The following is a 25574-nucleotide window of genomic DNA, read 5'->3' on the forward strand; positions in this document are numbered from 1 at the left end:
CAAATCGGTGACAGGATTACAAGGGCCGCCATAGAAATCTTGCCCGTTTTCCGCCGGGATAAGGAGGACAAGCCCGTCGGTTTTTTCGCGCGCGCTCCCTCCGGATTCCTCACCAGAGAGATTTTTGAAAATTTGAGCGCCCGGCGGTTCACCGGGCGCCGCTTTCTCCTTTTTACTGGGCCTTGGCCTGCTTTAAGGCTTGGGCGAGCTGGTCGGGGCAGGAGGTGGGCTTCCTGCCACAGCGGATACCCTCCAGCCGGGCAATCACGTCGTCTACCTTCATTCCCTCCACCAGCCTGGAGATTCCCTGGAGGTTTCCGGAGCAGCCGTTCTGGATGCGGACGGACCGCACCACGCCGTCCTCCACTTCCACGGTCATATGGGTGGAGCAGGTGCCCCGGGTCTTGTACTGAATGGTCATGTGAGTTCCCTCCCTGGTCCTTTTCATCCGGTCTGTTCTATACTAATGCGTACTGAACAAAGCCGAGGGTCTTGCATCCCAAGGCTTTCAAGGCCAATTGGCTTTGTTCAGGTGCCATACGGCGCTCCAATGGAAATACGCATTGTAACAGTGTCTAAATTTCATCTTGATGAAATTATGCGGCAGTGGCCGCACGAATCAACCGCTTGGCGGTTTATTCCGTGGACATTATACTAGCACAAAACCGGGCATTTTGTCTATGGGGTGCGGTTGGGGCCGCGTGAGTGGAGCGATACCCTCTGATGCGAGTCAAATGGTTTGAAAATGGGGCTTGTAGTATCCGATTCCCCTGCTATACTGGAGATACGGTACCGTAAAAATCCAATCAGAGAGGAACGATTTTTATGGAAAACAGCTTACTTGTGCGCCCAATCGGCACGGTCTGCGCCTCCGGGGACGGCTTCCGCATCGAGGTATCCCCCTCCTTTCGCCCTGCCCTGATGGGACTGGATGCCTTCGGCTGGGTCCAGATCCTGTGGTGGTTCTCAGGCTGTGATGACCCTGCCTCCCGGGCCACACTGCAGATATCCAGGCCCTATATCCGGGGCCCGGAACGATTGGGCGTCTTTTCTACCCGCTCCCCCCAGCGCCCCAATCCGCTGGCTGTCTCCTGCGCTCAGGTGCTCTGCGTAGATTCGGCGTGCGGCGCGGTGGACCTGGCCTATCTGGATGCGGCGGACGGCACTCCCGTGCTGGACCTCAAGCCCTACACCCCCAGTCTGGACCGGGTAGAGCGCCCCGGCGGGCCAGACTGGTGCGCCCACTGGCCGGGCTCGGTAGAGGCCAGCGGCGCTTTCGACTGGTCTTCGGAGTTTGCCTTCGAGAGCCAATAATAAGACCGCCCCGGGACCTTGGTCCCGGGGCGGTCTGTCAATTTTCCTTCAGCCACGCCTGAACATGGGGCAAAAACCGGGCCGTCACCGGAGAAACCTCCCTCAGGCTGCGCACTGCCAGCCCCAGTTCCCGGAACTGAGGCGGGTCCAGCGGCTTGACCACCACCTCGTAAGGGGTGCGCCGGAGGACCAGCTCCGGCAGGATGCTGATGCCCAGACCGCTGGCCACCATGGCGATGACGGCATAGTCGTCGTTGACGGCGTACTCCACGTTGGGCCGCACCCCCGCCCGCTCAAAGATGCCGGCCACCTCCTTGTCCTTGTCGTCCTCCGGGCGGATAAAGGGCTCCTGAGCAAAGCGCTCCATGGGACAGCTCCCCGCCTCGGCCAGCGGGTGCCGCTTGGGCAGCACAGCCACCAGCCGGTCCCGCCGCAGGGAGATGGTCTCCAGCTCCCGGCCGGCGGGCAGGCCTACAAAGCCGCAGTCCACCCGCCCTTTGCGAATCCAGTCCTCGATCTCGGCGTACTCCACCCCGCCCAGCAGCTCGAAGCGGATGCCCGGATACTGCTCCAAAAAGGACTTCATGATGCCCGGCAGCCAGTGGACCGAAATGCTGGTAATGGTGCCAATGCGGATGGTGCCCCGGGTGAGGCCGTGGAGCGCCCCGATCCGCTCGGTCAGCTCCCGCTGGGCATTGCACACCGTCCGGATATCGGGCAGCAGCTCCGCCCCCGCCGGGCTCAGCGCCACGCCGCCCCGGCCCCGGACCAGCAGGCTCACCGCCCATTCCGTTTCCAGATCCGCAATCATACGGCTCACGGCGCTCTGGGTATACCCCAGCTCCTCGGCAGCCCGGGTGATGCTGCCCAGCTCCACGGTTTTGAGGAATGCCTGGTATTTGGAAATGCCCATCTCCTCATCTCCATTCCATTTTTTCATGTTATACATGATAAACATTCTCTTGTCTCATATCTATTCCCATTGTATAATGAAGACAGACAAAAGGCAAGACTGAGATTCAGAAAGGAGTTCTCCATGAAGATGCGTTACGCCACTCCCTTGGAGGCTTGGATCCATGCAGGCGGCGATCCGCTGGTCCGCAACTGGAACACATTGACCGCCAAGGGGAGCTTTTGGCAGGGCAGCCTCTGGCAGGCCTTCCGCCTGGCCTTTGGGGCACAGCTCTGAATTTCTTGGCCGATTCCCAAACCATTTTCCATACTCTCCCGAACAGATCAGGCCCGCGGCAAATGCCGCGGGCCTGATCTGTTCTAACAATCAATTATGGGCGGGCACGGCGTCCCTGTTTTCTCCGCAAGTAACTCCCTTGCAGCGCAGTGTCCTCCGCCGGTTTACTTTTCCTTTCGCTGGAGCTGGAGCCGATCGGCAATCATAGCGATGAATTCAGAATTGGTGGGTTTGCCTTTGGCATTGGAAACGGTATAGCCAAAGTATTTTTGCAGGGTCTCCAGATCGCCCCGGTCCCAGGCCACCTCGATGGCATGGCGGATCGCCCGCTCCACCCGGGAGGCGGTGGTATTGAACCGCTTGGCCACCTCGGGGTAAAGCACCTTGGTCACGGCATTGATGACCTCCATGTTCTCCACCGTCATGACGATGGCTTCCCGCAGATACTGATAGCCCTTGATATGGGCCGGCACTCCGATCTCGTGGATGATGGAAGTGACGGAGCTCTCCAAACTCTGGTGCATGCCGGCCGGACTCCGGTTGTCCTCCTCCTGGGAGACCGCTCCGCCCAACTGCCGCACCCGCTCGATGACGGCGGACAGCTTACAGGGCTTCATCATAAAATAGCTGGCTCCCTTGGCGGCGGCCAGCTCGGCCATATTGCCCCGCACAAAGCCGGAGAGGACCAGGACCTTGGGCCGGGACGCCTGTTCCAGCGCGCTCAGCACCTCCAGGCCGTCCATCCGGGCCAGCACCATGTCCATAAGCAGTACGTCGGGGGACAGCTCTCGAACCAGCCGCAGGGCCTCCTCCCCGTCTCCGGTCGCAGCCAGAACTTCCATATCTGCCTCATCCCGCATGGCATCCATCAAAATGCTGCGGAACGATTCATCCGCGTCCGCAATCAACAGCTTCTTCTTGCTCTCCATGTCGTCTCCCTTTCCAGCAGAATTGCCCTGCTCTCTGATTTTACCGGTCCTCGCCGGCTTCATATCCATAATTTACCACAATCAGACAGCAACTTCAAGTCTTTTCTGACATTTTTTGGAATTAAATGGTTCGACCGAATTCGCCGCGCATTCTCCCGCAACAGGTCCAGCTTTTTGGGGGGCTCTCTTTTGAGATTACTCAAAAGTGGTAGAAAAGTCAAGTATCTGCTCTTTTGTGCGGGAAGGGCCGCCCGCTGCTCGTGCGGCGGGCGGCCCTTTCCACTTGAATCAGGAGACCTTGGCCTCCAGAGTCTGCGGCGTCTGCGCCAGCATGGTCTCCGCCAGGATGCCGTAGCCCTCGGTGGGGTTGTTGACCAGAACGTGGGTGACCGCCCCCACCAGCTTGCCGTTCTGGAGGATGGGGCTGCCGCTCATCCCTTGGACAATGCCGCCGGTGGCTTCCAGCAGCCTGGGATCGGTGACCTTAACCATCAGCTCCCGGGTATCGCCTCCACTGCCGGGATAGACCTTGGTGATCTCTACCGCATACTCCTCTACCGTGTCGCCGGCGATGTTGGACAGGATGGTGGCGCCGCCCAGCTTGACTTCCCTCCGGGCCGCCACGGGGACCGGCCGGAGGCCGTCCGTCAGGCTGTCGTCCGTAAGGGTGCCAAAGACTCCGCTGCCGGTATTGGCATACAGCTCGCCCATGTCCCGGTCCACCTGGAAGGCCCCGTGGAGCTCTCCCGGGGAACCGGACTCTCCTTTCTTCACGTCGGCCACCGTGGCATACATGATGGAGCCGGATTCCAGAGGCATCAGCAAAGCGGTGTCCACGTCATTGATGCCGTGGCCCAGCGCGCCGAAGGCGCCGGTCTCCGGGTCATAAAAGGTGAGGGTGCCGATTCCGGCCATGGAATCCCGAATCCACGCCCCCAGCTTATAGGCGCCGTCGGTACTGCATTTGACGGCCTGGGCGGTGAGCTGCATCTGCTTGTCCCCCCGGATGGCCCGGATGCTCATCCGATCCCCCTCCAGGCCCTGGAGCACAGACTGTACCTGTTCAATGGTGTCCACCTGGGTATCGTTGATGTGGGTGATGATATCACCCTGGCGCAGACCGCAGTCCTTGGCGGGCGCGCAGCTTCCCGCCTCGCCGGTGATCTCCGACAGCCCTACCACCAGTACGCCGTCGGAGAACATCTTGATGCCCACCGCCCGACCCAGCGGCACCACCATCCGCTCCCCGGTCTCCAAAGCCGCCGTGGTCCGGGCCTCTTCGCCGCCGGGTCCAACCGCTCTGGCCCGGCCGGTGACACTCAGCACCAGCAGCCCGGCCAGCAGGCACACTGCCGCCGCCCGAACCGCCTGGAGAAGCTCGCCGGCCCAGGGCATAAAGTGTTGTTCCTCATTCATTGTACCACCCCTTTTTAAAATCACAGCGTGCGAACGCATCCGATCGCACCAAATTTAATATGGCCCGGCGCGGTGCAAAAAAGAGGTGGCAACGCTGCCAATGAAACACACCTTTGGGTTGTCTGAAAATGGGAAACGCCTGAGCGGCGGCGTTATGCAGAACGTGCGCTGGCGGTTCCTGTCTTTTTGCCAAAATTAAATTTTTGATTTCAAACCAGTTTTTTCCAGACCCTTCAGGTCCTTCCGGGTCATGCCTGGCATCATTTGGGACGGGGCTGCATACCTTTTACTACCATTGTAAAGGGGGAATCGCCCGTGCGGAAGCATTCCAAAAAATGCCTGATTACCTTTGTCGCGGTGACATTGCTCGGCGCCTGCCTGCATTTTGTCTACGCTATCTTTCCCAACCCCGTCGTCGCCATCTTCTCTCCCATCAACGAAAGTTTATGGGAACATTTGAAAATTTTGTTTTGGCCCTATCTCCTGGGTTTCCTCTATCTCACCCGCGGCGGCGAGCAGGGCTGCCGCATCCCCTGGATGCTGTCCGCGCTGGCGCTCTGCGCCGTCATGCTGGCGGCGAGCTATGTCTATCACATACTCCTCCTGGGCGAGGCGCCGGCGGTCGATGTCGCCCTCTATGTGCTGCTGATGGCGGCAGGATTTCTTCTGCTCCCCGGTCTCTTTCAGGCTGCGGCCGGCCGCCGGGGCCTGCGGGAAGCCGTTACCCTGGCCTTCCTGACACTGGGAGCCCTGCTGGTGCTCTTCACCTTCCTGCCGCCGGATCAGGTGCTCTTTGCGGACCTCTCCGGGGTCAATACCTTCGCCACCATTCCCTACTGACAAGCCGCTTGATCCCCGCCCAAAAAAGGGCACCTGCTTTCGGCAGGGTGCTCATCATGCAGTAAGCAATCCAACATAATGATGCTTTACGACCTTTGTCAGACGGGGTCGGCCAGCAAAAAAATAGGCGGTGCTTGGCTTTTTTGTGCCGAGTACCGTTTGTTTTTTAGGTGGGAAAGGAGCATCTGTGCGCAAACAACTTATTCGATTTTTTCCATATCCTGCACGTGAAGCCGCTTGCGGGAGGCTTGCACCTGCCGGGAGCCGGGGCGTACAATCCGCTGAAAGAGCGAGACTTTCCCCCTCCGAAAATCGGTAGGTGAAAGCTGCCGCGAGCAGCCTCATCAAAGTATGATATAATTTTGTTCAAGAAATCCTGGATTTGATGTAGCATGCGCCGCCAAAACCGTAGTATATAGGTGAAGCTGGAAAGGAGGCGGTGAGATGATAGACGATGAAAAAATCATAGACCTGTTTTTCAAGCGTGACCAGCAGGGCATACGAGAACTGGACATTAAATACAGAAAAATCTGCCACAACCTTTCGTACAACATTGTCAATAGCAGACAGGACGCGGAGGAGTGCGTCAACGACGCTTACTTAGGTGCGTGGAACGCCATTCCCCCCACAAGGCCAAATCCGCTGTTGTCCTACATCGTGAAAATTGTTCGGAACATTTCCCTCAAAATCTATTGGAGAAAGGAGGCCGCCAAACGAAGCGGACACTATACGATTGCTTTACAGGAAATTGAGAGCTGTATTGCAGATCAGAAAACCGTGGAAGATGAAATCGAAGCCAGAGAGTTAGCCCGTATCATTGAAGAGTTTTGGACACGCTGACCGTCGAAAACCGCGTCATTTTCATGCGCCGCTATTGGTTTGCCGACAGCTACAAGGACATAGCCGAGTTTGCAGGGCTTTCGGAGAAAAACATCTCCGTCCGGTTGACCCGTATCCGCGAGAAGATGAAACAATATTTAATAGAAAGAGAGGTGTTCGTATGAACGCAAAGAAGTTTTCCGACGCTATGAGCGAGCTTGATACGAAATATGTTGATGAAGCTCTCAACTATAAAAAGAAAGCAAAAAGATATGGTTGGATTAAGTGGGGAGCTATGGCAGCGTGTGTTGCCGCAGCGATTTTGGTAGGCGTAAGAATGGTTGCCCCGGAGAAAAATGGGCTTTCAATGCTAACAATCCCAGATATGGAAAGTAGCGGAATGGGATTTGAAGGTTGGTTGGGTTACGATATTACACAGTGGGACAATGGGAATCCATGGTCTGAATCCATGGAATTTTCTGTGCTGCCTGTCTATCAGAACGGGTCATACGATGCCGCAGGGAAACCTGTTGGTTTGTCACGGGACGACATGATACAGAGATTGGAAACCGCGATAGCTGCTTTGAACTTGGACAGCTATGATATTGAAACAGAGCAGGAATGCCTTACGGCGAACGCAGATGGAGTGCAGATTTGTGTTTATGCCGACGGGATGATCGAGGTTTGGTTCGAGGATGGACAGACACTGCCGGAGGGATACAGCTTTACTTTTTTCGACACAACGGATGCCGAGGCAGAACAGGCGTTGGACTATCTGTCACAAAAGTATTCCGAGCTGATTGGTTTCTCCGAACCGGAAAAAGTGTTGTCTGGTTCCTATATTATCTGGAATGACTACGATGGAGCCGGAAATTATGTCACAGAGCCGAGCTTTGAACGAGAGTATGCTTTATATGATTCCTCTGGAGATGATTTGGAAGATATTTTGAACTATAAGTACAACCGTGTCAGGTTTTATCCTGATGATAATGGAAAACTCTCTTTAATCCGAATCTATAATGGTCTTTCCTGTGCAGAAAATCTGGGATATTATCCCATTATTTCAACGGATGAGGCATATGAGCTTCTATTGAAAGGGCATTATATTACTTCCGTTCCTTATGCGATTACGGATGCTGAATTGATTTGCAAGGTAGAACTTGTTTATAGGAACAGCAGAACTGAGAAAACATTCCTCCCATATTACCGATTCTATGTTGAACTTCCAGAGATGCGGCGAGAAAATGGGTTGACAGACTATGGTGCTTATTATGTGCCAGCAATTCAAGAAGAATACATTAGAAATATGCCATTATGGGATGGCAATATAAATTAACACATTAATCCATTCTACCGTGGGCAGCCGTTTTATTTAGGACGGCTGCTCCTTTTCTATGTCCACAGGCAGAAAGGAGCGACCACCCATAACAAAACCAAGGGAAAAAACCGCGAGGAATTGACCGCGGAGATTGAGGACGGCTGGCTCTCGGAGAGGGGTTGGTAGCTAGCGCCGCAACAAAGACGGCATGACCCAAGCCCTGCCGTCCCTGCAAAACAATATTCTGCTGTTTATGACCCGCACTCATCACAGGCTACTCTTCCTCTCTGTCTTTTATTCCATGTCCGCCTGCACAGCAGCCTGCTTCCATCCCGCGGGATACGCCTCCGGGGTCCATGCTGACAATAGGTGGCCCAAACGTTGACCAGGATCAGATCATAGTCGGACAGAAGGGACTGGTCCACTGCGCGGAGCATATTCCTGGTGCATGGTATCTCCTCCAATGTCACAGGTTGGTCTCTGCTCCCACTATATATGGCATATGGCGTCCGGCCCTCTCGTCAAGGAAATTTGCCGTACCGGTCAAAAACTGCCTCCCCTCTTGCCGCCCGGCGGAAACCGCGGTATGATACTGCTATCCGGTCCCGGCGGGCATCTTTTGCGGTCCGCCCGGCCCACAGGGGGGATCACACCGTGGACAGCCGCGACTGCCAGTTTCTCATTGACCTATACGAAATGAAGAGTATCACCAAGGTAGCTCAGAAATACTACTTGTCCCAGCCCGCCATGACCAAACGTCTACAGCGGCTGGAGGAAGAGTTCGGCTGCACGATCCTGCTGCGCCGCAAAAAGGGGGTCTCCTTCACCGCCGTCGGGGAGCAGGTGCTGCCCTACTGCCGCAGTATGCTGCGGCTCAACCAGGAGATGATGGGAACCATCAACCGCCACCAGGGCATCGTGGGCGGCTCCCTGTCCATCCTGTGCTCTCTTTCCTACTCCTATTACCGGCTTCCTTGGGCGTTGAAACTCTACTGCCAGCGCTATCCCATGGTGGGAGTCACCGTCCAGGCTGGGCAGAGCGGCCCCCTCTACTACCAGTTCCTGAAAAATGAGAGTTGCATTGCCATCCTGCGAGGGGAGCGGGCCTGGGGCGACGGCCGAATCCGCCTGGACTCTGAACCACTCTGCCTGGTGTGCAGTCACGAGAACGCCAGCCGCGCCCTGAAAGATTACAGCTATATCGCCAGCCACACCGACCAGGCTGTAGTCTCCCAGATTGAGCGCTGGGCCTTGGAGCAGAACCTGCCCCTATACAACACCAAGCTCTCGGTTAATAACATCAACTGCTGCAAGGAGATGGCCCGGTTGGGGCTGGGTTGGTCCGTCCTGCCTCGCACCTGCCTGGATGACTTTGATGGCACTGTGCGGCCCCTCTGCTTCCAGGACGGCTCTCCTCTGAAGCGGGATACCTATGTGCTCTATCATAGCTCCTATCATGAACTGCAACAGGTGCGGCTTTTTCTGGACACCTTGGTGGAAAGTGAGCGTCTCCACCATCATCCCTGAAGCGAACCATCTCAGCATGGTTTCTTTTTATCTATATCCATAACTATTTTTCATGAAAAATTATTTTACCGATAATCTTCAGTTCTTATTTCTTTTTTCTACTTTTTGAGCATTTTTTACCGCCATCCATCCACGCCCTGCCAAAAACCGTCCCGCTTGTCAACTTTGGAGACTTCTTGTACACTGTGGGCGACGGGGATTTTTCCCCGCGGTTCTTTTGCAGAGGTGAACAACGATGTCTCATCTTCTCCTGACGTTGGGGGCGGGGGCTGTCCTGGGCTTGGCCTTTCTTCGTCTCAAGGTACCCGGCGGTATGATGGTGGGGGCCATGGTGGGCGTGGCAGCCTTCAACATCGGTACCGGGCTGGCCTATATGCCCGCCACCGCCCGTCTGGCAGCGCAGATCACCGCCGGTGCCTTTATCGGCGCCTCTGTGGAAAAGCGTGATCTACGGCGTATGCCTAAGCTGATCAAGCCTGCCCTGATTTTGCTGGGCGGCATGCTGATCCTAAACCTGGCCATGGGGCCTGTGATCCATGCACTCAGCGGACTGGATTGGATGACCTCCTTTTTTTGCGCCGTGCCAGGCGGAATAAGCGACACCCCCATCATTGCCGCCGATATGGGGGCCGATGCGGGCGATGTGGCCCTGGCCCAATTTTCCCGTCTGGTGGCAGGCATCGGCATCTTTCCATCCCTCATCCTAGCCATGACACAGCATGATCCACAGGGGGAAGAGGGCGCGCATCAGGCCGGGGCGGCTGACCGGCAGAAGGCCCCCGCCTCGGTGGCGCTGACCATCGTGGTGGCGGCTGTCTGTGGCTTCATCGGCAAGCGCTCCGGCGTACCGGTGGGTGCCCTGCTCTTTGCCATGCTGGGTGTTATCGCCCTCAAGCTGCTGACCGACCGTGCCGCCGTCCCCCTATGGCTCAAGCGGCTGGCCCAGCTTCTCTCCGGAGCTTATATTGGCTCCAGCATGGGTCTGGCCGACCTGCTGGAGATGCGGGTACTGCTTCTGCCCATCGTCCTGCTGGTGCTGGCTTATCTGCTCAACTGCTTGGTGATCAGTACCTTGCTTCATCGCTTCTGCGGAATCCGCCGCCGGGAGGCCATGCTGGCCGCCACCCCCGCCGGGGCCAATGACATGGCGCTGATCTCAGGAGACCTAGGGGTCCATAGCCAAGACCTGAACGTCCTGCAGATCATTCGCATGATCGTCGTCGTATCGGTCTTTCCCCAGATCGTCCGTCTGGTAGTCTCTCTGTTGGAGGGCACCTGTCCGTAATGTACCTCAGCCACAACCAAAACCACCGCGGTCATTCAGACCGCGGTGGTTTTTTGTCACAGCGCTGCGGAAAAATCAATGTCGTGGCGCACCTGAAACCGGGGGATGTGGGTATCCACAAACTTGGGAATCTCACGCCGGGCCATTTCAATGAATCTCAGCGCCGCTGGGGAGAGCTTCCGGTTTTTCTTATACAGCATCCCCATAGAGCGCACGGTGGGCTTCTCCTCGATGGAGCAGAACAGGGGGGCGGGGTCGAACTGCTCCTCAAAAGTGACCGAGACTGGGGCAATGGCGAAGCCTTTTCCCCGGGAGGCCAGGCGGTAAGCGGTTGTGGTATTGATAATCTCCATCACCACCTCAGGCTGGAGTCGGTACTGCTCGAACAGGCGGTGGGCCAGGTAGTAGGTTCCCTGAGAGGGGGTAGCCGAAAAGAAGGGCAGCCGATCCAGGAGTTTGGGCGGCAGGTACTGGAGCACATTAGGCTGGTTGGCCGGCAGCTTCAGCCCAGCCAAAACGGGGTGCAGACGGCTGACTACCTCGGTCATCTCCTCGTCGCACAGGTGAATGAAGCCCACCCCCTCGGTCAGCACCGGTTGGGTTCCAATGAAAAAAATGTCGATAGTCTCTTTGGTGAGCATCTGCTCCAAGGTCAGGCTGTTGCCCTCTACGAGCTGGACCTCTACCCCTGGATTCTCCGCTTTGAACGCGGGTAGGATACGTGGCAGCCAGGTGTGGCAGCGGGTGGAGGCCATGCCCAGGACGAGCCGGTCCTTTTTGGCGGCGGCAATCTCGGCCATTTCCTGGTCCAGCCGCCCCTTCATGGCCAAGATCTCCCGCATACCGGCCAAATAGCGCTCCCCGGCATAAGTCAGCCGAATGGGGGAACACGAGCGGTCGAACAGCTTAACCCCCAACTCTTCCTCCATGTTCTTGATACAGCGGGTCAGCGCCGGCTGAGAGATAAAACACTTCTCCGCAGCTTTGGAAAAACTCTTGAGCTCAGCTACCGCGATCATGTAATGCACCTTGTTAAAATCCATGGTCATCCACTCTCCTGCAATCGGTTGCGGGTCGTCGCAGCTCCGGCGGCCATTTTCATATTTTTCTATTTTTCTTCTTTTATCTCAACGAGATTATAACTCTTATGTGGAAAAGGTATTGGACGAATTGCCCTCTTTTCAGTATCATGTGACCATAAACATTATAGATAATATCCAAACAAGTTGTCAATCATGAAATACAGGCGCATAATTATTTAGTATTTATGAATAATTTCCTATTTTTATGAATAGAGGGAGGAACCTTGATGCGAAAACCTGATGTGGCCTATGTGAACGGGAAGGTCTATACCGTCGATCCAAATTTCTCTGTTGCCACCGCCTTCTGCCTCTCGGACGACCGCTTTGTGGCCGTGGGTACCGACCAGGAGATCCGGGCGCTGTGCACTCCTGAAACCCGGGTGGTGGACCTGCACGGCCAGGTGGTCCTGCCCGGTCTGATCGACTCCCACCTCCACATCAACAACACCGGCGCCATGAAGCTGGAGCTGAACGTGGTGGCCAAGCAGCGGCGGGAGATTGTGGACATGGTAGCTCAGGCCTACCAGACCATCAGGCCCGGGGAGTGGATCGTGGGCCGGGGCTGGCTGAACGACGAGTGGCCGGACTCCTCCTTCCCCACCAAGGAGGAGTTGGACGCCGTGGCGCCGGACGTACCCGTCTACCTGAAGCGGGCCTGCGGCCACGCCGCCTGGGTGAACAGCAAGGCCTTCGAGGCGGTGGGCGTCACCGACGCCACCCCCGACCCGGTGGGCGGCGAGTACCTGCGCAAGCCGGACGGGACCCTGCTGGGTGTGGTCACCGACCAGGCTCAGGACCCCTTCAACAAGGCCATCCCCCCCTACAACAAAGAGCAGCTCCAGAAGATCGTGCTACTGGCCCAGGAGAGCTTCTTCGCCGCCGGTCTGACCACCGTCCACGACGCCGGTACCGCCGAGGAGTGGATCCAGGCTTGGGAAGAGCTCTACCAGCGCCGGGAACTCAAGTTGCGCATCTATGCCAGCATGCGGGTCATCGGCCGGCCCAGCTACGAGGAGCTCCTCCACGGCTCCATGGAGTATTTCAAAAAGGGCCTGCGCATCGGGATGTACGGCAACCGGCTCACCGCCCGGGCCTACAAGATTTCGGGCGACGGCTCTCTGGGTGCCCGCAGCGCCTGGATGTTGGACGACTACGACGACCGGCCCGGCCACAAGGGCAACGGCAAGTGGACCGACGAGCAGCTCTACAACGTGCTCTATCAGGCCCGCCGGGCCGGCTTTCAGATTTGGTATCACGCCATTGGCGACGCGGCCAACCGCCAGTGCCTGAACACCTACGAGCGGCTGCTGCGGGAGCTGCCCGACCCAGACGCCCGCCTGCGCATCGAGCACGCCCAGATTATTGCGCCCGAGGACATCCCCCGGTTCAAGAAGCTGGGCGTCATCCCCACGCACCAGACCGTGTTCCTGCGCACCGACAAAAAGGTGGCGGATACCCGCCTGGGCCCCCAGCGCATCAAGGGCGCCTATGCTTGGCGGACCCTGATCGATCAGGGTAACGTGGTGCCCAACGGCACCGATTCCCCGGTGGAAAGCTATAACCCCTTTCTGAGCATGTACTGCGCCGTCACCCGCATGGATGAGCGCGGGCAGCCGGAGGGCGGCTGGTACCCCCAGGAGGCTATGACCCGGGAGGAGGCCCTGCGCTCCTACACTGTATGGGGTGCTTACGCCGGCTTTGAAGAGCATCTGAAGGGCAGCATCGAGGCCGGAAAGCTGGCGGACTTTGTGGTCATCGACCGGGACTACCTGGACTGTCCTGCCGGGGAAATCAAGGATATTCAGGTCTTGCAGACTGTTGTGGGTGGTGAGACTGTGTATCAGCGGGGATAACGGGAGAGTCCCCGACCGAGTTGAAAGGAGATTGGAAAATGGAAACAGCCAAGCAAGAAAGAAAAGAAAAGAAAAGTCTGTTTTACCGCTTTATCCACGGCGTGGAAGTGGTAGGCAACAAACTGCCCCACCCCTTTTACCTGTTCAGCATCCTGATCGTCGTCGCCATCATCCTGTCCGTCATCTTTGCCGGCACCTCCGTCACCTATGAGAAGGCCTCCAGCTCCGGCGCCGCCGCCGAGATGGTCACCGCCACCGTCAAAAACCTGCTGAACAAAGAGACCATCACCTACGTCACCCAGAACATGTACAGCATCTACTACAACTTCTCTCCCATGATGATGATGGGTCTGCTGATGCTGTCCATCGGCCTGGCCGAGCAGGTCGGCCTCTTTGGCGCCGTCATCAAGCGGACCATCGCCGGGGCCAAGCCCGCCTTCGTCTTCGCCATCGTGTCCTTCATCGCCATCAACGCCAACACCGCCTCCAACGCCGGTATCCTGGGCTGCACCGCGGTGTCCGCGGCGGTCTTCGCCTCCATGGGGTATAACCCCTGGTTGGGCATCCTGCTGGCCTATGCCGCCGGCAACGCGGGCATGTCGGCCAACGTCTTCGTGGGCAACCTGGACGTGCTCCTGTCCGGCATCAACGAGTCGGTGTGCAGCACTCTGGGCATCGACACCTCCACTGTCCACGTGCTCCAGAACTGGTACTTCATGGCCGCTTGCGCCATCGTCCTCACCGTGGTCTTTACCTTCGTCACCACCAAGTTTGTCCGCGGCTTCATCGGCGAGCCCAAGGACCTGAGCCTGGTCCAGGCCGACGACGCCAACCGGGAGCTGACCCCCCTGGAGCACAAGGCCCTGCGCAACGCCGGTATCGCCGCCATCGTCTACATCGCCGTCGTGGTGGCTGTGTGTATCCCCAAGAACTCCTTTTTCCGGGCCGACGACGGCAGCATCGTGCCCAACTCCCCCTTGCTCAAGAGCGTGCTGACCCTGCTGTTCCTGTTCTTCCTGGTCACCGCCATTGCCTACGGCCGCACCACCGGCAAGCTGGCCGATTGGAACGATCTGCCCAAAATGCTGGCTGGCAGCATCAACTCCATGGTCAACTTCATGGTCATCGCCCTGCCCGCCTCCGTGTTCATCTACCTGTTCAATGCCTCCAACATCCCCACCGTCCTCGGCGCCGCCGGCGCCGAGTGGATCAAGGCCTCCGGCATCAACGGCTTCGGACTGATGGTGTGCATCGTCTTCTTCTCCACCTTCCTGAACCTGTTTATGACCTCCGGCTCCTCCAAGTGGATGATCCTGGCCCCCATCCTGATCCCTATGTTCTACGCCATCGGCTTCAGTCCCGCGCTGACCACCGTGGCCTACCGCATCGGCGACTCCGCCACCAACGCTATCGCCCCCATCTCCTCCGACGTGGCCCTTATCGTGGGCCTGCTGGGCAAGTACAACACCGACAAGTCCAAAACCCCCGGCATGGGCACCGTGTTCGCCGGCTGTATGCCCTACGCCATCGCCACCATGATCGCCGAGCTGGCCATTCTGGCCGTGTGGTGGGCCCTCAAGCTGCCCTTGGGCCCCGGCGTAGGGATGTTCATCCACTAAATCCCACATTTGTCTGAGAGGAAATTGCCATGACTAATATGCCACTCTTCACCGTCCGCGGCGCCACCCACCGGGAGCGGGGCGCGGACTACGGCCGCCAGTGCCGGGACCTGATCCACGGCGTTCTGGAGCGCTACATCACCTTCTTCAACGGAGGCCACGCCGCCGTGAGCTGGGACGACGCCCGGGAGATCTCCAAACAGTTCCTTCCCTTCCTGCAGCGCTATTCTCCCGAGCTTTTGGAGGAGCTGGAGGGCATCGCCGAGGGCTCCGGCGCCAGCTTCGACGACCTGCTGACCCTCAACTCCCGCTCGGAGGCCATGACCCTCATCAAACGCCCCGCCTCCGACGAGGAGGAGCTGGACGGCTGCTCCAGCGTGGCGGTGCTGCCCGAGGCCATGGGCGATGGGCACACCCTGCTGGCCCAGAACTGGGACACCTACTCCTGGCAGGAGTACGGCACCATCATTCTACAGGTCCTGCGGGACGACGGCCCCGACCTCATGATCGTCACCGAGGCCGGTCAGCTCGCCCGCTACGGCATGAACCAGGCCGGCATCGCCCTGGGCGTCAACAGCCTGCACAAAACCTTCAACACCAAGGTCTTCGGCATTCCGTCGGTCTTCGTCCGCCGTAAGTTCCTGGAGCAGGACCGCTATGTGGACGCCGTCAACAAGATCTTCGGGGCCGAGTCCATGCTGCCCATGTACTATGCGGCGGCCTATGCCGGCGGCGATGCCATGGGCTTTGAGAAGCTGGCGCGAGGCCATCTGGTCCTCTATCCGGAAAACGGCCTCATTGCCCACTCCAACCACCTGAAGCACCCCAAATACGCCTATCAGGTGGACGCCCTGGGCGGCACCCTGTATCGGGACCGCCGCATCCTCAAGCACCTGACGCCCAAGGTAGGGCAGATCACCCGCGAGGATGTGATCACCGCCTTCCAGGATCACTTTGGTTACCCCTTCTGCGTCTGCCGCCACGGCGATGAGCGCAAGAAGGAGCTGGACAAGATCAGCACCCTGGGCTGCATCCTGATGGACACCACGGACAAGCGCATGTGGGTGTGCAAGGGCACCCCGTGCTGCAGTCCCTTCCGGGAATACACCTGGCAGCGGCCCGACAAGCTTGCCCAATGGCAGGACATCGTCCTGTGGTGACGCCTCCCTCCTGCTTCCCTGTGATGCAAACCAATTCCCACCACTCCTCCCACAAGCCGAAAAGGCCGGAGCTCACGCTCCGGCCTTTTCCTGCTCCTCCCAGAAGAAGAAAAAGCACACCACTGCCAGCAGGTCGGCGCAGCCGCCGGGGCTCAGACCCTCCCGGATGAAGGACTCGTCCAGCCGGAGCAGGTCTTCCCAGGAAGGCCCTTCCCCGGCCAGCAGTTCCTCCGCCTCCCGGTGAACCTGGTCCAGGCGCTCCCTGCCCCGCCGCTTGACGATGTTCGTGTCCTCCGCCCGGGCGATCAGCCGGAGGAGCACCAGCGCCAGGGCATCGTTGAGGGAGCGGCCCTCGGCCAGCAGGGCCCGCAGCGCCGTCAGCTCCTCCCGCTCCCGCCGGAAGCCGGAGGCCGCCTCCCCCCGGGCGCCCGTGAGCCCATGGACCCGGAAGGCCGCCTGGCCCGCCGTCTCCGCCCCTGCTCCCAGCCCGCCCAGGGCCGGAGCTGCGATCTCCCCCGCCAGCGCCCCCAGGGCATCGTCGGAGGGGGCCTGCCCCGCCGCGGCCAGCATCCCCGCCGCCGCACAGAGGATGCCCAGGGAAAAGATGGCCCCCTTGTGGGTATTGACGCCCCCGGTGGCCCGATACATCTCTCCCTCGGCGCACATGCCCAGGGTCTGGAGCTCCGCCAGGACCTGCCGGGCCGGAGTCTCCGGGTGGGTCAGTCCCCACCGGGCGCAGGCGCGGAAGTATCCCCCCAGGGCGCAGGTACTGTCCAGAAAGGTGAAGAAATCCATGTCCCGGTGGGCGCCGCTGTTGTTCCGGTCCACCAGTCCCGGCTTGGGCGTGACCGAGACCTCGTAGAGCAGGGCCCGCTGGGCGGCCGCGCCGATGCGTCCGGCCTGGCGGGCGACGTACCAGTCCAGCAGCAGCCGGTCTGTGTACGCCTTCAACTCCTCCACGCTGTGGGCGCGGCTGCGGGCGCACAGGGCGGCGGGCTGGGTACACAAGAAGCAGCGCCGCCCCTCCTGCCCCACGTCCCCCCGGCTCACCTTGGTCCCGTCGGGCCGCAGCACGTCGATGTCCCACAGGCGGCTGGCCCCGCCCTGATCCTCCAGAGCGGTCATCCGGACCTTGACCAACTCCGCCGGCTGGTCCACCGCGAAAAAGGCGGTCTGTCCGGCGGGGCGGTCGGTCACCCGCTCATCCAGGACCGCGCCCAGGGCGGTGAGCACGTCCGCCGTCTGCCGTCGCCCCTCCTCGAACAGGGCGTCCGCCAGGAAATGCCGCTTCACCGGCCCGGCCATGTTCAGGCTCAGGCAAACCAGGCTGGCGCAGCCGCTCTCCGCTAGCATCTGCCGCTGCCGGGCCGCCCGCTCCTCCCGCAGGGCCAGCATCTCCTCCAGGGTGGTCTCCCGCCCCTGCGTCAGGCTGCTCATTGCTGCGCTCCCTCCTCCAGCAGCGCGATCCAGTCCCGCATATAACGGGTCTGGTACATGTTCTTCCGCCAGCAGAGATAGCTGTGGTGGCTGCTCTTCATGTTCTTCAGGAAATAGACGTTCCCCTGCCGCTCCAGATCCGGGTCGGTGCTGAACAAGGGATAGGGGGACAGGGTGACCGCTCCGCTGGACAGGGCGATACGCTTGGCAGTATCGAAGGAGTTGACCTCGGCCAGCACCTTGACCTTCATGCCATATTGCACAAACTGCTCCCGGACGAACTGGCCAATGTGATGTTCCTTTTCCAGCAGGACGAAGGCCTCGCCCTGGGCATCCCGGAGAGAGATGCTGGAGCCGCTGGGGTACTTTCGTGCCAGCGCGGTGTCCTGGGCGCACAGCAACACCAGCTTGTTTTTGGCGAACAGGCGGTACTCCAGGGGCTCCCGCTTACGCTCATACCGGGCCAGCACGATGTCGACGGTGCCGTCCAGCAGCATCTCCTCCAGCAGCGCCGAGCCCCGCTCCTCCACGCACAGCTTGACCTGGGGGTACATCTGAAAAAAACGGGGCAGCACCCGGGGCAGCAAATACATGCCCTCTTGGGCGGAGATGCCAAACCGCAGGATGCCGGTGGATTCTCCGTTCAGGTCGGACAGCTCGTTTTTCAGGTTCTGCTCCAGCATCATGATCTGCCGCCCGGTCTCCACATAGCGCTTTCCCGCCGGCGTGAGCTGCAGCGGCGTGCTGCCCCGCTGGAAAATGGAAGTACCCAGATTCTGCTCCTCCTGTTTAATCGCCTGGCTGAGGGCAGGCTGGGAGACGTGCTGGGTATGAGCTGCAGCGGTAATGTTGCCCTCCTGGCAGACCGCGAGCACATACTGAAGATTCTTCATATTCATGGCAGGTCCCCCTATAACAAATCTGTTATAACAGTTTTAATCTAAATAATATTTTACTTATTGTCAAGCCCCGAGTACAATAGAGTCGACAAAATTTCCAGATACGAAGGAGTGTCTGTTGATGCAGTTGAAAAAGGCGGCCGTCGCCGGGACGCTGGAGTCCAGCGACGTGCAGGTTTCGGTCGAGCCCGGCGAAGGTACCTTGGACATCTCCATCCAAAGCAGTGTGCTCAACCAGTACGGCAGGCAGATCATGGCCACGGTCCGCGAGGTGCTCGATCATCTAGCTGTCGCCGATGCAAAGGTCACCGTAGTGGACATGGGTGCGCTGGACTGCACCATCAAGGCCCGCGTGGAGTGTGCTGTGTTCCGCGGCTGCGGGATCGACGAGGGCTATCCCTGGGGAGGCGAAGTGCGATGATCCCACGTCCCACCCCCGAGCGCTTCCGCCTGCGCCGCACCATGATGTTCCTCAGCGCCCAGAAGCCCGGCCTCATCAAGGACGCCTACATCTACGGTGCCGACAGCCTGATCCTGGACCTGGAGGACGCGGTGGCGGAGAACCAGAAGGACGCCGCCCGCTTCTCCCTCTACCACACCCTGACCACGGTGGATTACGGCGACACCGAGGTGCTGGTCCGCATCAACGGCCTGGACACTCCCCACTGGCGGGAGGACGTGCGGGTGGCCGTGGCGGCGGGGGCCGACGGCATCCGCATTGCCAAGTGTGAGTCCGCCGCCGACATCCGCCAGGTGGAGCACGCCGTGGAGCAGGCCGAGGCCGAGTTCGGCATGGAGCCGGGCCGGACCCTGCTGATGGCGGCACTGGAGAGCCCCAAAGGTGTGCTCAATTCCTACGAGATCTGCTGCGCCTCCAACCGAATGCTGGGCATCGCCCTGTCCGGCGGCGACTTCCGCAAGTGCATGCAGGTCTCCCCCACCCGGGACGGCATCGAGATGGCCGCCGCCCGGGGTCATATGGTTCTCACCGCCCGGGCGGCCGGCGTCCAGTGCTTTGACACCGTGTTCACCGACCTGGACGACATGGAGGGCTTCCGCCGGGAGGTCGCCGACAACCACCGGATGGGCTTCGACGGCAAGAGCGTCATCAATCCCAAGCAGGTCCCCATCGTACATGAGATCTTCGCCCCCACCGAACAGGAGATCGCCGCCGCCGAAAGGATCGTCCGGGCCGTCCAGGAGCAGGCCGCCCAGGGCATCGGCGTCTTTACCATCGACGGCAAGATGATCGACGTCGCCTTTCTGCCCGGCGCAGCCCGCACCATCGCGCTGGCCAAGGCCTGCGGCATCTACAAGGGGGAGCTTTGAGATGAAGAATTTTGTGGGACGCGACATCCCGGATTGCCTGCTCGCCGGCGGCCGTGAGGTCTATCAGGGCAAAAACGCCAAGGACGGCGTCTATTTTACCAAGGCCGGGCCCCGGGTCCGGCGCTGTGAGAAGCCGGTGGAGACCAAGGTGGTCCCCACCCTGAAGGAGGCTCTGCTCCGCTGCGGCGCCCACGATGGCATGACGGTCTCCTTCCACCACCACCTGCGGGACGGCGACTACGTGGTGAACCTGACCGTGGCCACTCTCTTTGAAGAGCTGGGGCTAAAGGACATCACCATCGCCGCCACCTCGCTGGGCAGTGCCCACGACCCGGTGGCCGAGTATATCCGCCAGGGCAAGGTGGTGGGCATCCAGACCAGCGGCATCCGGGGCAAGGTGGGGGAGGCGGTCTCCCGCGGGGAGCTGAAGACCCCCGCCGTCATCCGCAGCCACGGTGGCCGCCCCCGGGCCATCGAGGCCGGGGAGCTCCACATCGACATCGCCTTTGTGGCGGCTCCCACCGCCGATTCCATGGGCAACTGCCGGGGCGTGGGCGGCAAGAGCGACTGCGGCTCCCTGGGTTACGCCATGACCGATGCCCGCTTTGCCGACCACGTGGTGGTGGTCACCGACACCCTGGTCCCCTTCCCCAACTACCCGGCCAGCGTGGAGGCCATCGACGTGGACTGCGTGGTGGTGGTGGACTCCATCGGGGACCCCAAAAAGATCGCCAGCGCCGCCGCCCGGATGACCGAGAACCCCCGGGACCTGATGATGGCGGAGAGCGCCGCCCGGGTCATGGCCGCCACCCCCTATTTCCGGGACGGCTTCTCCTTCCAGACCGGCGTGGGCGGCCCCTCCCTGGCGGTGAACCGCTTCCTCACCCCCCTCATGGAGGAGCGCGGCATCCAAATGGGCTGGGCCATCGGCGGCATCTGCACCTCCATGGTGGAGATGCTCAAGCAGGGCCTGGTGGGCCAGATCATCGACGTGCAGGACTTTGACCTGGGGGCCGTGGAGAGCATCCACCGTACCCCCGGCCACTACGAGATGAGCGCCAGCCAGTACGCCAACCCCGCCAACAAGGGGGCCTTCGTCAACCGTCTGGACTTCGTCATCCTCTCCGCCCTGGAGATCGACGTGGACTTCAACGTCAACGTGCTCACCGGCTCGGACGGCGTGCTGCGGGGCGCCCCCGGCGGCCACCCGGACACCGCCGCCGGCAGCAAGTGCTGTATCATTGTCACGCCGCTGGTCCGGGGCCGGATGGCTACGGTGTGCGACCATGTGGTGACGGTCACCACCCCCGGCGACTGCGTGGACGTGCTGGTCACCGACTACGGCGTAGCCGTCAACCCCCTCCGGGCCGACCTCATCGCCTGCCTGGACGCGGCGGGCATTCCCCACGTGACCATCCAATCCCTGCGGGACCGGGCCTACGGCATCGTGGGCGTCCCGGACGAGCTCCAGTGGCAGGACAAGGTGGTGGCCGTGGTGGAGGCCCGGGACGGCACCATCCTGGATGTGGTCCGGCAGATCAAGCCCTACACCTTCGACGGGACCGCCACGCCCTGATTTTGGATTTTACGCGCTGAGACGCGGGAGGGTTCGATGGACGATATCACGCTGAGACAACTGGACCGGCGGGACCCCGCCGCCGCTGCGGAGTGGCGCCGCCTGCTGGAGCAGGAGGGCATCCACGAAGACCCCCACCTGGACTACACCGCGGGCGTCTATGACCGGCATGAGCGGCTGGTGGCCACCGGCTCCTGCTTCCGCAATACGCTGCGCTGCTTTGCCGTGGACGGGGCCCACCGGGGCGAGGGGCTGCTGAACACTGTGGTCTCCCACCTGGTGGAATATCAGTATGGCCGGGGCAACTGCCATCTGCTGCTGCACACCAAATGCTGCAACCTCCCCGTCTTCCGGGACCTGGGCTTTCACGAGATTGCCCGGGTGGAGGGCCAGGTGGTCTTCCTGGAGAACCGCCCCCACGGCTTCGAGAGCTATCTCAGCCGGCTGCAGCAGGGCCATGGCCGGCAGGCCGCCATCGTCATGAACGCCAACCCATTTACCCTGGGCCACCGGCGGCTGGTGGAGACGGCCTGCCGGGAAAATGACACCGTCCACCTGTTCCTCGTCTCCGAGGACGTGTCCCAGTTCTCCTTCTCCGTGCGCAAACAATTAGTGGAGCAGGGCACCCGTGACCTGCACAACCTCATCTTCCATGAGACGGGCAGCTACCTCATCTCCACCGCTGTGTTTCCCTCCTACTTTTTTCCCAGCAGCGAAGCGATCACCCAGATCCAGGCCGCCCTGGACTGTAAGGTGTTCCTGCGCATCGCCCAGGCCCTGGACGTCACCTCCCGCTACGTGGGCCAGGAGCCCTTCAGCCCTACCACCGCCGTCTACAACGAGATGCTCCGCCGCATCCTGCCGGAGCACGGCGTGACCCTGCGGGAGATCCCCCGCTTCTCCGCCGACAACACGGTCATCAGCGCCTCCAAGGTGCGCAGCCTGCTCTCAGAGCCCCAAAGTCAGGCTTCCAGGCTCATCAAGCTGCTGCCCCCCACCACCTATCAGTATCTGGCCGGAGCACATTTAATCAAATAGCCCCGGCGGGTTTTTCTGCGCATTTGGGGCATCCTGGGAGTGGAGGTGATCGCCATGCCCCTGACCAACGTCCATTTCCACCTGCCTGCCCTGCCGGAGCCTTCCACCCGTCAGGTCCAGCAGGAGCTGTTGGCCATGCCCGGCGTGCTGGAGGTCCGGCTCGACCAGAGCTCCGGCGACCTGGCCGTCCGCTACGACACCGGCGGCACCAGCCGGGAGCTCATTCGGGAGCGGCTGAACCGACTGGGCTGTTTCTTCGTTCAGACCAGCCTGGAGCAGCTTACCAGTTAGCCGTCCAAAAAGAGACCGCCTGCGCCTCAAGGCGCAGGCGGTCTCTTTTTATGTATCTGCGCTCCGGCTCGGCGTTTCCTCCCGCTGATAGCGGGCCACAGTAACGTCATTGATCCAGGCGCGGGACCGGAAGCGCCCCACGCCAAAGCCGAATTTACTTACCTGCTCCATGGTGATGCCGATGTAGACCCAGAAAATCCCCCACTTCAGCGCCAGCCCGAACAGGGCGGCCAGGGGGAGGGCCACCGCCCACAGGGGCAGAATGTCGATGCGCATAGCGGTCCAGACGTCGCCGCCACCCCGGAGGACTCCCACAATGTTGGTGGAGTTGAAGGCCCGCAGGGCCAGCGTAGTCCCGGTAAAGGTGAGCATCATGGTGGCGATGCCCGCCGACCGTGCGGACAGGTCGAAGATAGGGTAGACCCACACCGGCAGGAGGAAGTGGGCGGCCAGCACCAACAGCCCCCCCAGTACACCCCCGCACAGAAGGGCCAGGGTGTTCATGGTGGCCCCCACCTCGTAGACCGTATCCCGCCGCCCCGCGCCGATCTCCCGTCCCACGATGATGGCGGTGGAACCAGCCACGGCAAAGATGGCCACCGAGCAGATGTCCTCGATGTTGCCCGCCAGGGCACGGGCGGCCAGGATGGCGGCACTTCCCTCCATGTGGCCCATGATCACTTTATATAAGGTAGTGCCCAGGCCCCACATGGTCTCGTTGAGCACCACGGGGCTGGAGTAGCGCACGAACTTTCCCACCAGCTCCCTGCTGGGCCGGAGCAGCAGGGCAAACTGCAGCCGGAAGCGCCGGTTGGTCAGAGCGTAGATTGCCATAGCCACAAACTCCACCACCCGGGACGTCAGGGTGGCGACCGCAGCGCCCACCACGCCCAGCGCCGGGGCCCCCAGATTGCCAAAGATCAGCACCCAGTTGAGAAAGGTGTTGGTGCACATGGAGATGGAGAAGATGATGAGCCCCAGCTTGGGGTTCTCCATACTGCGGTGGGCCCCCACGTAGACCCCGGTGATGCTGTTGAGAATGTAGGAGGGGCCCACGATGCGGGCGTAGTCGGCGGCGATCTCCACCAGGGCGGCGTCGTTCACCAGCAGACCCATAAGCGGGCGTGGAAAGGCCATCATCACCAGGGCAAAGAGAATGGAGATGGCCCCCGCCACATAGCAGCCGATGCCGATGACCCGATTGATGTTCTCCCGGTCACCCTTGCCCCAATATTGGCTGATGAGGACGGAGGAGCCACTCTGCAGGCCGAAAATGACCAGTTGGATGACGAACACCGGCATGTTGGCGGTGGTGACCGCCGCCAAGGGGGTCTCGCCCAGCATCCCTACCATCAGGGTATCGACGAGGCCCAGAGACGTGGTGACCAGATTCTGCAGGATAATGGGGATGGCCAGGATCACCACGTCTTTGTAGAAGGCCCTCCCGCGTCTCATATAGTGGAACATCATTACCTCACTGCAATGCGATTTTTTTGAATCTCGGCCAGTGCGTCGGCCAGAGCCTCAGCGTCCCGGCGGGTGCTGTCCGGCCCGAAAGAGACCCGCAGCACCCCCATCAGCTCCTGCTTGCTCAGGCCCAGGGCGGCAAAGACATGGCTGGGCTTCCCCCGATGGCAGGCCGAGCCGGAGGACACGCAGATGCCCCGGTCGCTCAGGTCCCGCACCAGCATCTCGCTGGGGTAGCCCGGCAGGCTCACCGCGCAGATGTGGGGGGCATCCCCCGCGCTGATTACCCGGAGGCCCTCCACTTGGGCCCGGAGCCGCTCCAGAGCGTACTCCTTCACATCGGCTATGTGCCGGATGGCCTTCTCCCCGCCCCAGGCCCGGCAGGCCGCCGCCAAGGCCGCGATCTGGGCCGTGGGCTCGGTGCCGGAGCGCAGCCCGCCCTCCTGCCCGCCGCCGGGGAGCAGAGGCTTCCACTTGGAAATCCGCTCCTTTTTGATATACAGGGCCCCGATGCCCTTGGGGGCCCGGACCTTGTGGCCGCTGATGGTCACCAGGTCGGCGCCCAGACCCCGGGGGGTGAAGGGCACCTTTAAAAAGCCCTGCACCGCGTCGGTGTGGAGCAAGGCTGGGCATTGGGTCCGCCGGATGGCCTCCGCCGCCGCCTTCACGGGCTGGATGGTCCCCAGCTCATTGTTCACCAGCATCACCGACACCAGCACCGTGTCCGGCCGCAGGGCGGCGGAGAGCTCCTCCGGGTCAATGTGCCCGGTCCGGTCCGGTCGGAGCCGGGTCACCTCATAGCCCTGCTCCTCCAGCTCCCGGATGGGCTCCAGCACGGCGGCGTGCTCGATGGCGGTGGTGACGATGTGCTTTCCCTTGTGCCGGTTGTACCGCACCGCCCCCCGCACAGCCCAATTGTCCCCCTCGGTGCCGCAGGAGGTGAAGAACAGCTCCTCCGGCGCGCAGCCCAGGGTGTCCGCCACCGTCTGCCGGTCCTCCCGGAGCCGGGCGGCCGCCCGTCCTCCCCAGGCATAACGCGAGGAGGGATTGCCGAACTCCTCCGTCATGACCTCCAGGGCGGCCCGGGCCGCCTGGGGACACACCTGTGTCGTAGCCGCATTGTCCAGATAAACCAGCATGTTTCTGCCCCTCCCACGTTGTTCACGTTCCGATATTGTATGTCAAA

25 protein-coding genes are annotated in these 25574 nt (G+C 60.8%); 16 read left to right on the top strand and 9 right to left on the bottom strand.

Annotated features, from left to right (window positions below):
* Window positions 1-172: 172 nt before the first annotated feature.
* Entirely contained in the window at window positions 173-421 is a 249-nt protein-coding gene (locus B3H64_RS02265; protein WP_050619318.1) for a TIGR03905 family TSCPD domain-containing protein, read from the bottom strand.
* Window positions 422-825: 404 nt separating this feature from the next.
* On the opposite strand from B3H64_RS02265, the gene B3H64_RS02270 reads away from it, so the two are divergent.
* A complete protein-coding gene (locus tag B3H64_RS02270; protein ID WP_286732604.1) occupies window positions 826-1314 on the top strand; it encodes an SAM-dependent methyltransferase in 489 nt (162 codons plus the stop codon).
* A gap of 37 nt (window positions 1315-1351) precedes the next feature.
* Here B3H64_RS02270 and B3H64_RS02275 read toward each other — a convergent pair whose 3' ends face one another.
* The gene (locus B3H64_RS02275) at window positions 1352-2227 is read right to left on the bottom strand and encodes a LysR family transcriptional regulator (RefSeq protein ID WP_286732606.1); all 876 of its coding nucleotides are present in this window, start codon (window positions 2225-2227) and stop codon (window positions 1352-1354) included.
* A gap of 123 nt (window positions 2228-2350) precedes the next feature.
* Here B3H64_RS02275 and B3H64_RS02280 point away from each other — a divergent pair, with 123 nt between their 5' ends.
* Window positions 2351-2503, top strand: coding sequence for a hypothetical protein (locus B3H64_RS02280; RefSeq protein ID WP_154666708.1), 153 nt, complete (start codon window positions 2351-2353; stop codon window positions 2501-2503).
* A 164-nt stretch (window positions 2504-2667) separates the two neighbouring features.
* On the opposite strand, the gene spo0A is transcribed toward B3H64_RS02280, so the two are convergent.
* Window positions 2668-3432: a sporulation transcription factor Spo0A gene (gene spo0A / locus B3H64_RS02285; protein ID WP_050619320.1), complete on the bottom strand. Its 765-nt coding sequence runs from the start codon at window positions 3430-3432 to the stop codon at window positions 2668-2670.
* 288 nt (window positions 3433-3720) lie between these two features.
* Window positions 3721-4848, bottom strand: a complete 1128-nt coding sequence (gene spoIVB / locus B3H64_RS02290) for a SpoIVB peptidase (protein WP_050619321.1) — start codon at window positions 4846-4848, stop codon at window positions 3721-3723.
* Between the two features lie 315 nt (window positions 4849-5163).
* Between spoIVB and B3H64_RS02295 the strand changes: the two genes are divergently transcribed.
* The 6 genes from B3H64_RS02295 to B3H64_RS02320 all read left to right on the top strand — a co-directional run bounded on the left by B3H64_RS02295 (window position 5164) and on the right by B3H64_RS02320 (window position 10637).
* On the top strand, window positions 5164-5688 hold the full coding sequence (locus B3H64_RS02295; protein WP_050619322.1) for a DUF6512 family protein: 525 nt from the start codon (window positions 5164-5166) through the stop codon (window positions 5686-5688).
* A 444-nt stretch (window positions 5689-6132) separates the two neighbouring features.
* The gene (locus B3H64_RS02300; RefSeq protein ID WP_238074969.1) at window positions 6133-6528 is read left to right on the top strand and encodes an RNA polymerase sigma factor; all 396 of its coding nucleotides are present in this window, start codon (window positions 6133-6135) and stop codon (window positions 6526-6528) included.
* On the top strand, window positions 6516-6692 hold the full coding sequence (locus B3H64_RS02305) for an RNA polymerase sigma factor (RefSeq protein ID WP_238074970.1): 177 nt from the start codon (window positions 6516-6518) through the stop codon (window positions 6690-6692). Before B3H64_RS02300 ends, B3H64_RS02305 begins: the two co-directional genes overlap by 13 nt.
* Window positions 6689-7843, top strand: coding sequence for a hypothetical protein (locus B3H64_RS02310; RefSeq protein WP_286732619.1), 1155 nt, complete (start codon window positions 6689-6691; stop codon window positions 7841-7843). Before B3H64_RS02305 ends, B3H64_RS02310 begins: the two co-directional genes overlap by 4 nt.
* Window positions 7844-8479: 636 nt before the next feature.
* Window positions 8480-9352 carry a LysR family transcriptional regulator gene (locus tag B3H64_RS02315; RefSeq protein ID WP_050619324.1) on the top strand — a complete coding sequence of 291 codons (873 nt, stop codon included), beginning with the start codon at window positions 8480-8482 and terminating at the stop codon, window positions 9350-9352.
* 235 nt (window positions 9353-9587) lie between these two features.
* Complete coding sequence (locus B3H64_RS02320; RefSeq protein WP_286732622.1) at window positions 9588-10637, top strand: AbrB family transcriptional regulator; 1050 nt, start codon at window positions 9588-9590, stop codon at window positions 10635-10637.
* A 56-nt stretch (window positions 10638-10693) separates the two neighbouring features.
* On the opposite strand, the gene B3H64_RS02325 is transcribed toward B3H64_RS02320, so the two are convergent.
* Window positions 10694-11680 (bottom strand): LysR family transcriptional regulator, encoded by a 987-nt coding sequence (locus B3H64_RS02325; protein WP_195892359.1) that lies wholly within the window; start codon window positions 11678-11680, stop codon window positions 10694-10696.
* 266 nt (window positions 11681-11946) lie between these two features.
* On the opposite strand from B3H64_RS02325, the gene B3H64_RS02330 reads away from it, so the two are divergent.
* Genes B3H64_RS02330 through B3H64_RS02340 form a run of 3 tightly spaced genes read left to right on the top strand, consistent with a single transcriptional unit; the run spans window position 11947 to window position 16351 of the window.
* On the top strand, window positions 11947-13572 hold the full coding sequence (locus tag B3H64_RS02330) for an amidohydrolase (protein WP_286732624.1): 1626 nt from the start codon (window positions 11947-11949) through the stop codon (window positions 13570-13572).
* Window positions 13573-13610: 38 nt separating this feature from the next.
* A complete protein-coding gene (locus tag B3H64_RS02335) occupies window positions 13611-15191 on the top strand; it encodes an AbgT family transporter (protein WP_278894820.1) in 1581 nt (526 codons plus the stop codon).
* Between the two features lie 29 nt (window positions 15192-15220).
* On the top strand, window positions 15221-16351 hold the full coding sequence (locus B3H64_RS02340) for a C45 family autoproteolytic acyltransferase/hydolase (protein WP_278894821.1): 1131 nt from the start codon (window positions 15221-15223) through the stop codon (window positions 16349-16351).
* 72 nt (window positions 16352-16423) lie between these two features.
* Here the strand turns inward: B3H64_RS02340 and citX are convergent, their stop codons facing one another.
* The gene (gene citX / locus B3H64_RS02345; protein ID WP_286732628.1) at window positions 16424-17788 is read right to left on the bottom strand and encodes a citrate lyase holo-[acyl-carrier protein] synthase; all 1365 of its coding nucleotides are present in this window, start codon (window positions 17786-17788) and stop codon (window positions 16424-16426) included.
* Window positions 17785-18687: a LysR family transcriptional regulator gene (locus B3H64_RS02350; RefSeq protein ID WP_050619331.1), complete on the bottom strand. Its 903-nt coding sequence runs from the start codon at window positions 18685-18687 to the stop codon at window positions 17785-17787. The genes citX and B3H64_RS02350 overlap by 4 nt, the downstream gene beginning before the upstream one ends.
* 121 nt (window positions 18688-18808) lie before the next feature.
* Between B3H64_RS02350 and citD the strand changes: the two genes are divergently transcribed.
* Genes citD through B3H64_RS02375 form a run of 5 tightly spaced genes read left to right on the top strand, consistent with a single transcriptional unit; the run spans window position 18809 to window position 22921 of the window.
* Window positions 18809-19108 carry a citrate lyase acyl carrier protein gene (citD, locus tag B3H64_RS02355; protein WP_050619332.1) on the top strand — a complete coding sequence of 100 codons (300 nt, stop codon included), beginning with the start codon at window positions 18809-18811 and terminating at the stop codon, window positions 19106-19108.
* A complete protein-coding gene (locus B3H64_RS02360) occupies window positions 19105-20016 on the top strand; it encodes an aldolase/citrate lyase family protein (RefSeq protein WP_050619333.1) in 912 nt (303 codons plus the stop codon). Before citD ends, B3H64_RS02360 begins: the two co-directional genes overlap by 4 nt.
* Before the next feature lies 1 nt (window position 20017).
* Entirely contained in the window at window positions 20018-21592 is a 1575-nt protein-coding gene (gene citF / locus B3H64_RS02365) for a citrate lyase subunit alpha (protein WP_050619334.1), read from the top strand.
* A gap of 36 nt (window positions 21593-21628) precedes the next feature.
* The gene (citC, locus tag B3H64_RS02370) at window positions 21629-22630 is read left to right on the top strand and encodes a [citrate (pro-3S)-lyase] ligase (protein ID WP_050619335.1); all 1002 of its coding nucleotides are present in this window, start codon (window positions 21629-21631) and stop codon (window positions 22628-22630) included.
* Between the two features lie 54 nt (window positions 22631-22684).
* Window positions 22685-22921 (top strand): hypothetical protein, encoded by a 237-nt coding sequence (locus B3H64_RS02375; RefSeq protein ID WP_050619336.1) that lies wholly within the window; start codon window positions 22685-22687, stop codon window positions 22919-22921.
* 48 nt (window positions 22922-22969) lie between these two features.
* Here the strand turns inward: B3H64_RS02375 and B3H64_RS02380 are convergent, their stop codons facing one another.
* Window positions 22970-24376: an MATE family efflux transporter gene (locus B3H64_RS02380; protein ID WP_286732635.1), complete on the bottom strand. Its 1407-nt coding sequence runs from the start codon at window positions 24374-24376 to the stop codon at window positions 22970-22972.
* A 14-nt stretch (window positions 24377-24390) separates the two neighbouring features.
* Entirely contained in the window at window positions 24391-25527 is a 1137-nt protein-coding gene (locus B3H64_RS02385; RefSeq protein ID WP_094762521.1) for a cysteine desulfurase family protein, read from the bottom strand.
* Between the last annotated feature and the right edge of the window lie 47 nt (window positions 25528-25574).

It is taken from the genome of Intestinimonas sp. UBA1698 (genome assembly GCF_002320075.1).
GTDB classification, from domain to species: domain Bacteria; phylum Bacillota; class Clostridia; order Oscillospirales; family Oscillospiraceae; genus Intestinimonas; species Intestinimonas massiliensis.